General features: G+C 73.0%; 5 protein-coding genes. 1 reads left to right on the plus strand and 4 read right to left on the minus strand.

Going from position 1 to position 6,945, the window contains the following annotated elements:
- Positions 1 to 55: 55 nt before the first annotated feature.
- Entirely contained in the window at positions 56 to 751 is a 696-nt protein-coding gene (locus NFX44_RS29810) for a DUF998 domain-containing protein (RefSeq protein ID WP_262286923.1), read from the minus strand.
- A complete protein-coding gene (gene lysX, locus NFX44_RS29815; protein ID WP_262286924.1) occupies positions 748 to 4,083 on the minus strand; it encodes a bifunctional lysylphosphatidylglycerol synthetase/lysine--tRNA ligase LysX in 3,336 nt (1,111 codons plus the stop codon). The genes NFX44_RS29810 and lysX overlap by 4 nt, the downstream gene beginning before the upstream one ends.
- Positions 4,084 to 4,497: 414 nt before the next feature.
- Here lysX and NFX44_RS29820 point away from each other — a divergent pair, with 414 nt between their 5' ends.
- Positions 4,498 to 5,574, plus strand: a complete 1,077-nt coding sequence (locus tag NFX44_RS29820; RefSeq protein WP_262286925.1) for a hypothetical protein — start codon at positions 4,498 to 4,500, stop codon at positions 5,572 to 5,574.
- Here NFX44_RS29820 and NFX44_RS33400 read toward each other — a convergent pair.
- Together NFX44_RS33400 and NFX44_RS29825 are read right to left on the minus strand one after the other, a co-directional pair.
- A complete protein-coding gene (locus tag NFX44_RS33400; RefSeq protein ID WP_369015350.1) occupies positions 5,473 to 5,964 on the minus strand; it encodes an SDR family oxidoreductase in 492 nt (163 codons plus the stop codon). The genes NFX44_RS29820 and NFX44_RS33400 overlap by 102 nt on opposite strands.
- 325 nt (positions 5,965 to 6,289) lie before the next feature.
- Positions 6,290 to 6,421 carry a hypothetical protein gene (locus tag NFX44_RS29825; protein WP_255509887.1) on the minus strand — a complete coding sequence of 44 codons (132 nt, stop codon included), beginning with the start codon at positions 6,419 to 6,421 and terminating at the stop codon, positions 6,290 to 6,292.
- Between the last annotated feature and the right edge of the window lie 524 nt (positions 6,422 to 6,945).

Consider the following 6,945-nt stretch of genomic DNA (forward strand, 5'->3'; position numbering starts at 1 on the left):
GCCCGGTCATGCGCCCATGACCGGATCAGGGCTGTTGTCACCACACCATGAGCGATCAGTACTCGTGCCGACCGGGCTCGGCGCTCGATGGCCGGGCGCCAGCCGAGGACGCGGAGTCACCCTGCGTGACGACGATGGCGCCGGCGTAGAGCAGCCAGCCGGAGAGGCCGAGGAGCTGCACCCGCTGCCAGGCGCCCAGCGCCGCGTCCGGGTGGACCAGCTCGACCAGCGTGCCCGCCGTGCCCACCAGCAGCACCCCGGCCACCGCGAGCCCCCAGCGGAACGAGGCGGGGCGACCGCGCCGGCTCACCAGCAGCGCGAGCAGGGAGGCCAGCGCGGCGGTGATCGCCAGCGCCGAGCTGACGGAGTGCCACTGGTCCCGCCACGACAGCGCGCCCACCTCCGCCAGCCGGGCGCACCGCACGTCGACCGAGGGCGCGCAGTCCATCGAGCTCACCGTGCCGTCCAGTGCGGTGGCCACGCCGAAGGCGACCAGCGCCCACCACGCCCGCCGCAGCCCGCCGCGGGCCCGCCGGGCCAGCGCCAGCCCGGTCGCCGACGCGAGCGCGCCGGCGACCAGGTCGCCCAGGCCGAACACCAGGTGGTACGGCTGGTCCCGGGCGGCCAGTTCGCTGGCGTACCCGTCGAAGAGACCGAACGCCGGGTTCAGCAGGGGCCCGATCAGCCACGACGAGTAGAGGACTCCGGTCAGTGCGAGCGCCAGCCCCGGCAGCGCCCGGGCCCGGCTCACGAGGAGTCCCGGACCAGCGGGAAGGGCAGCGTCTCCCGGATCGATCGGCCGGTGAGCAGCATGAGCAGCCGATCCACGCCGATTCCCAGGCCGCCGGTGGGCGGCATGGCGTACTCCAGCGCGGTGAGGAAGTCCTCGTCCAGCTCCATCGCCTCGGGGTCGCCGCCGGCCGCGTGCAACGACTGCGCGGTGAGCCGGCGCCGCTGCTCCGTCGGATCGACCAGCTCCGAGTACGCGGTCCCCAGCTCCATCCCGAACGCCACCAGGTCCCACCGCTCCGCCAGCCGCGGGTCGTCCCGGTGCTGCCGGGTCAAGGGCGAGACGTCGGCCGGGAAGTCCCGGTAGAACGTCGGCGCGTCGGTGCGCGCCTCGACCAGCCGCTCGTACAGCTCGAGCAGCACCGCGCCGCGCTCCCAGCGCGGGTCGTACGCGACCCCGCCGGTGTCGCAGAGGCTGCGTAGGGCGGCCAGGTCGGTGTCGGCGGAAACCTCCTCGCCGAGCGCCGCGGAGACCGCCTCGTTGACCGTACGGACCGGCCACTCGCCGCCGATGTCCACGGTGTCGCGCGTCCCGGGGCGGCGCACCATCGGCGACCCGTGCACCGCGACCGCCGCCGCGACGATCAGCTCCCGGGCCAGCTCGCGCATCACGTGGTAGTCCGCATACGCCTGGTACGCCTCCAGCACCGTGAACTCCGGGTTGTGGCTGTGGTCGACGCCCTCGTTGCGGAACGCTCGGCCCAGCTCGTACACCCGCTCCATCCCGCCGACGGCCAGCCGCTTCAGATAGAGCTCCGGCGCGATGCGCAGGCTCAGCCGCAGGTCGTAGGCGTTGCTGTGGGTGACGAACGGGCGGGCGTTCGCGCCGCCGTGCACCCGCTGAAGGATCGGGGTCTCCACCTCCAGGAAGTCCCGGTCGGCCAGGGAGCGCCGCAGGCTGTGCAGGAGGGTGCCGCGGGCCCGCAGCAGGTCCCGCGCCGCCGGATCGATGGCGAGGTCCAGGTAGCGCTGCCGGACCCGGGCCTCCGGATCGGCCAGCCCGTGGTGCTTGTCCGGCAGCGGGCGCAGGCACTTGGCGGTCAGCCGCCAGCCGGTCACCCGCACCGACACCTCGCCGCGCCGGGTCGCGTACACCTCGCCGGTGGCCCCGACGTGGTCGCCGATGTCGACGGTGGCGCGCCACCGCTGCAGGTCGTGCTCCAGCACCAGCTGGAGGTCGCCGCTGCCGTCCCGGATGGTCACGAAACAGATCCGCCCGTGGTCGCGGACCAGCAGCACCCGGCCGGCCACCGACACGGTCTCCCCGGTCCCGGTGTCCGGCGCCAGCCCGGCGTGCCGCGCCCGCACCGCCGCGCAGTCGTCGGTACGCGCGAAGCCCACCGGGTACGGGTCGACGCCCTCGGCGCGCAGCCGGTCGAGCTTCGCCAGGCGTACCCGGGTCTGCTCGGGCAGCTGCGTCGCGGCCGGCTCCGGCGGCACGGCGCGGACCGTCGCGGCGGCCGGCGGCACGTAGCCCACTGCGCCGCCGGCCGGCGGCACGCCGTGCAGCGGGGTGGGGCGGCCGCCCGGCAGGGCGAGGAAGCCCTCGGCGACCGCCGCGGCGAGGCCCACCCGGGCCAGCTCCCGGCGCTCCCCGAAGCACAGGTAGCGCGGCGTCCAGTGCGGCTGGTACTTGGCGTTGGACAGGTACAGCGACTCCAGCTGCCACCAGCGGGAGAAGAAGAGCAGGGTGTGCCGCCAGAGCCGGATGACCGGGCCGGCGCCGATCCTCGCGCCCTGTTCGAAGACCGACCGGAACACCGCGAAGTTCAGCGACACCCGCTCGACGCCGAGCCGGGGCGCCTCGCCCATCAGTGCTGCCACCAGGAACTCCGTGATCCCGTTCTCGGCGGACCGGTCCCGGCGCATCAGGTCCAGGGAGAGCCCGTCGGCGCCCCACGGGCTCAGCGACAGCAACGCCCGCACCCGACCGTCCGCGTCCCGCGCCTCGACCAGCACGCAGTCGCCGTCCGCCGGGTCGCCGAGCCGGCCCAGCGCCATCGAGAAGCCTCGCTCGTGTTCGGTGTCCCGCCAGGCCGTGGCCAGCCTGGCCAGCTCGGACAGCTCCCCCGCCGGAATCTCGGCGTGCCGGCGCACCCGTGCCACGTAGCCGGCCCGCTGCACCCGGTGCACGGCCTGGCGGACCGGGCGCATGTCCCGCCCGTCCAGATCGAACTCGCGGGCCAGCAGGATCGCCTCGTCGCCCAGGTGCAGCACCTTGAGCCCGTGCCGGTGGTACGCCCCGGCGCCCGCCTCGCTGGCGCCCATCACCGCCGGGGTCCAGGCGTACGCGCCGGTCTGTTCGAGCCATGCCTCGATGGCGGGCCCCCACGCCTCCGGGTCCCCCACCGGGTCGCCGCTGGCCAGGCTGACACCGTTGACCACCCGGTAGGTGATGGCCGCCTTGCCGCTGGCCGAGAAGATCGCCGCCTTGTCCCGGCGGGTGGCGAAGTAGCCGAGCGAGTCGCGCCCGCCGTGGCGGGCGAGCAGTTCCCGGATTCGCTCCTCCTCGTCGGGGTGCAGCACGGCGGCGGCCCGCTGCGACCGGAGCAGGGTGAACAGGCCGGCGACGAAGGCGATCCCGCCGAAGCCGCCGAGCAGCAGGTTGACCCAGCCGGGCGCCTGTCCCTGCCGGGTGACGTCCAGGGTGACAGCCCCGCCGAACACCTTCTCGACGGCGTAGCCGAGCCGGTCCACCAAGGTGCGCAGGCTGCCCGGCTCGACGAGGAGCAGCAGGTAGCCGAGCCCGACCGCGACCGCCGCCAGCCCGAGGAAGACCCCGAGGGCGCGCCAGACGCTGCCGCCGCGCACCCGGGCGTAGAACTCCCGCCGGGCGGCCAGTAGCAGGGCCAGCGCTCCGGCGGCGAAGGCGATGCCGACCCAGACCCCGACCGTCTCCAGCGAGGTGAACAGCCGCTCGCCGGCGTCGTCGGTGAGATCGTTGCTGCCGACCACCAGCAGCAGCACGCCGGCCAGCACGCCGACGACCAGGGTGAGGGTGAAGTAGACGACCAGCACCCAGTAGGCCAGCCGCTTACGGCGCAGCACCGCCGAGGCGAGGGTGCCGAGAAAGACCGCGTACGCCAGGTTCGCCGGCGCAGGCAGCAGCAGGGCGTCGATGGCGGTGCGGACCGGCTGGATGTCGGAACGGACGGCGCTGCTCAGCGCGGCCAGCGCGCAGACCACCGCGACCACCCAGAGCAGCGTGGCGAAGGCCCGGGGCACCTGGCGTCGCCAGTCCCGGCCGGCGCGGCGCGCGTCCGCCACCGTCCGCGGCGCGGTGCTCGGGCTCAACGTGGCCTCCCTCGTGCCGGTGACCCCCGGCCTCGACGGGCCTGATCGTAGCCACGCGCGCCGTCGGCCCCCTGCGGAAGCACGACACGGCGGGCCAGGAATCTCCCCCGGTGTGCACTCCCCCGCTGGAGGGAGCGGGTCCCGCCGCGGTGGGAGGACAGCCGCGCCGGTCGGCACGGAGCATGGCCTCATGACCAGAAATCCTTGTCCTGTCCGTCCCGGGCCGCGCACACCGGCCGTGGCCGAGCGGGCCACGCGATGACGGGGCGGCAACGGCCCGGGCGGGTGCGGGTCCCTGATGGCATGGCAACCGGTCCGGCACGTTGCCGCGATGCTCCGCAGGGGGTCGACATGTCCGGTCTTTCGAGTCGTTCCCCCCGACCGGCTGCCGCTGTTCAGGTCCGGCGGTGGGCGGTGGCCTGCGTCGTGTTCGTCGTCTTCGAGGTGACCGTGCGGGCGTACTGGATTTCGGGTGGCCGGTGGGGGTACACGGCCTGCGACCGCACCCATCTGGTCGACCCGACCGGCGGATGCGGCGCGGATCTGGTCGAGACACTGCCGTTCTGGGCGGGGTGGGGAGCGGTGGGAGTCGGTGTCGCCCTCGCGGTGCTGGTCGTGTGCCTGGTCAGGTTCCCCGGCCGCTACTCGGTCGCCGGTGGCGGGGCGGCGGCCGCGCTGCTCCTGGTCCTGTCCTTCCCGCTGCATCTGCTCTTCGAGATCCCTGCGGCGTTGGTGGGACGCCCCTCGGACTGGCGCGATCTCGGCGCGCGGCTCGTGCTGGCGACCGGCGGTCTGCTGTTCGCCGGACTCACGAACGCCTGCGCTCCGCACCGCGGCGCGCGGGCCACCGGCTACCAGCCGGTGCCGCGGTGGACCCGCCGCTGGGCGTACGTGACGGTGGCCCTGCCGGTGGCCGGCTGGGCGGTCCCGCACGGGCTGTGGGTGCTCGGCGTTCCGTTCGGGATCTCGCAGCGGGAGTTGGACGACATCCACCGGAGCCTTTCGACAGGGACAGGCGTGGCGATCACCCTCGTCCCGCCGCTGGCCGGCCTGCTCGTACTCGGGTTGGTACAACGCTGGGGGCAGCGGTTCCCGCACTGGCTGCCGCGGCTGCGCGACAGGCCGGTTCCCCCGCTCCTCGCGATGGTCCCCGCCGGGGTGGTGGCGCTGGCGCTGGTCACCTACGGCATCCTGAGCGTCGCGGTGCTCGTGCGGCAGGTTCTCCGCGGCGAGACGCACTGGTCCGACGTGCGTGAGGGGTGGGCGGTGACCGGCACCCTGCTGGTGTTCCTCTGCTGGGGAGTGGCACTGGGCGTCACCACCACGGGCTACGCCATCGCCACCCGGCCCCGCCCGGAGCCTGCCGTGCGTCCTGAGCAGCGTGCGCGGTCAGCCGTGCGGGCCTCCGGTGACGTAGCGGACCTGGCCGGTGACGAAGTCCGCGTCCTCGGCGATGAAGAACCGGGCGGCTCGGGCCACATCGTGCGGTGAGTCCACCCGTCCGCGGGGGATCTGGGCTGCCTGAGCGGCCAGGTGCTCGTCCAGGGCGCGGCCGGCTCCTGCCGCGCTGACCTCGGTCATGGCTGCGCCGCCTCGTGCTGGCGGGCGCGCTGCCTGCCGTGGCGCTCGCCGCGACCGGGCCCGACACGATGGCGAGTACCAGGCAGAGCGAGTCGAGTGCGGGTTACCGTCCGAACCGCCACTGGGCTTCTTCGAGGAAGTCCGCGTGCTGGGCTTCCTCCCACTCCCGCATGCTCGCGTACCGGTCTCGGCCGACCGCCGCTTCCGTCGGTCGGCAAAGTGGTGGTGGGCGAGGCGACAAGGCCCGGTTAAGCCTGCCGCCCGTTCACCAGCGGAAGACGGCGGATCGCCGGACACCATCGCAGTCGTCGAATCCCTGACCACCGGTCGTCCGCCGGATCAGAAGAAGATCGCGGAAGACCAGTCAGGCGGTCGCGCCTCTGGTCAGTCCGTGCGTGGTTGTCGGGCGTCGTCGATGGCTGCGGCTGTCGTTCGCTGTGCGGATGGCTGTACGACCGGACGGCGTTGATCATGTGACCCATAGCCGCGGCGGGACCGGCCGAATCGGTCCGCGAGACAGGGCCCCAACGCTTGCTCGCCTCCAAGCCGGGTTAGCCGTCACCGAAGGTGACGGCTAACCCGGCTTGGTGCAATACCGGCGCTGAAGTGTCGACGATCTGGCGGGTCAGGTGACCCCGATGTTCAGGTAGAAGTGGCCGAGCTTGAGGGATAGCGAGGCGCCTCCGAAGTGGTGAATGAGCATCGCCAACAGGATGACGATCAAGATGCAGACGACGAGCCAGATCAGGAACCACACGAACCCTGGGATTCCGTAGCGACCGACGCGAGCCATCAGGCTCGCCCCCTCGCGGGCGGCCCTGCAACATGCGCCGCCCCGGATGGACGTGTCGACTGTCGGTAACTGCGCCCGACGCTAGCGGACGTCTCCATACAGCCTCCTTCATTGAGGTGTCCGCGAACCTTCCCTAGCGGGGCGCGCGTCAAACCGGGCCGTAGGAGCCCGCTTCAGGATCCGCTGGAGCCGGGCCGCGCCTGTGCTGTCGGTGATATCCGGGGTCGGTCAACGGGACGTGGTTCTTGCCCGCACCGAACTCCACTCTCTACTTCCGCCTGCTCTCGGAAGCAATCGGGAGCGGTCTACGACCAGTGAGCAGCGCTTCGGCGTTGCCGATCGGCTGTCAACGGTTGCTAATGAGAGCTACCGGGTCGGTTGCGGCAGACTCGGGTTCGGTAGCCGCTGGCGGGTGAGCACTCTCGGTTGCAGGACGCGTGGCAGTCCTATTGACAGATCGTGCCCCTGCCGGTGGTCGGGAGACGGTA

Source organism: Micromonospora sp. MA102, from assembly GCF_025460765.1.
Lineage (GTDB): Bacteria > Actinomycetota > Actinomycetes > Mycobacteriales > Micromonosporaceae > Micromonospora > Micromonospora halotolerans.

Bases quoted from the DNA above. Each gene is read 5' to 3' on its own strand.
- NFX44_RS33400 (WP_369015350.1), bottom strand. From the start codon at position 5,964: ATGGTGTCCGGCGATCCGCCGTCTTCCGCTGGTGAACGGGCGGCAGGC.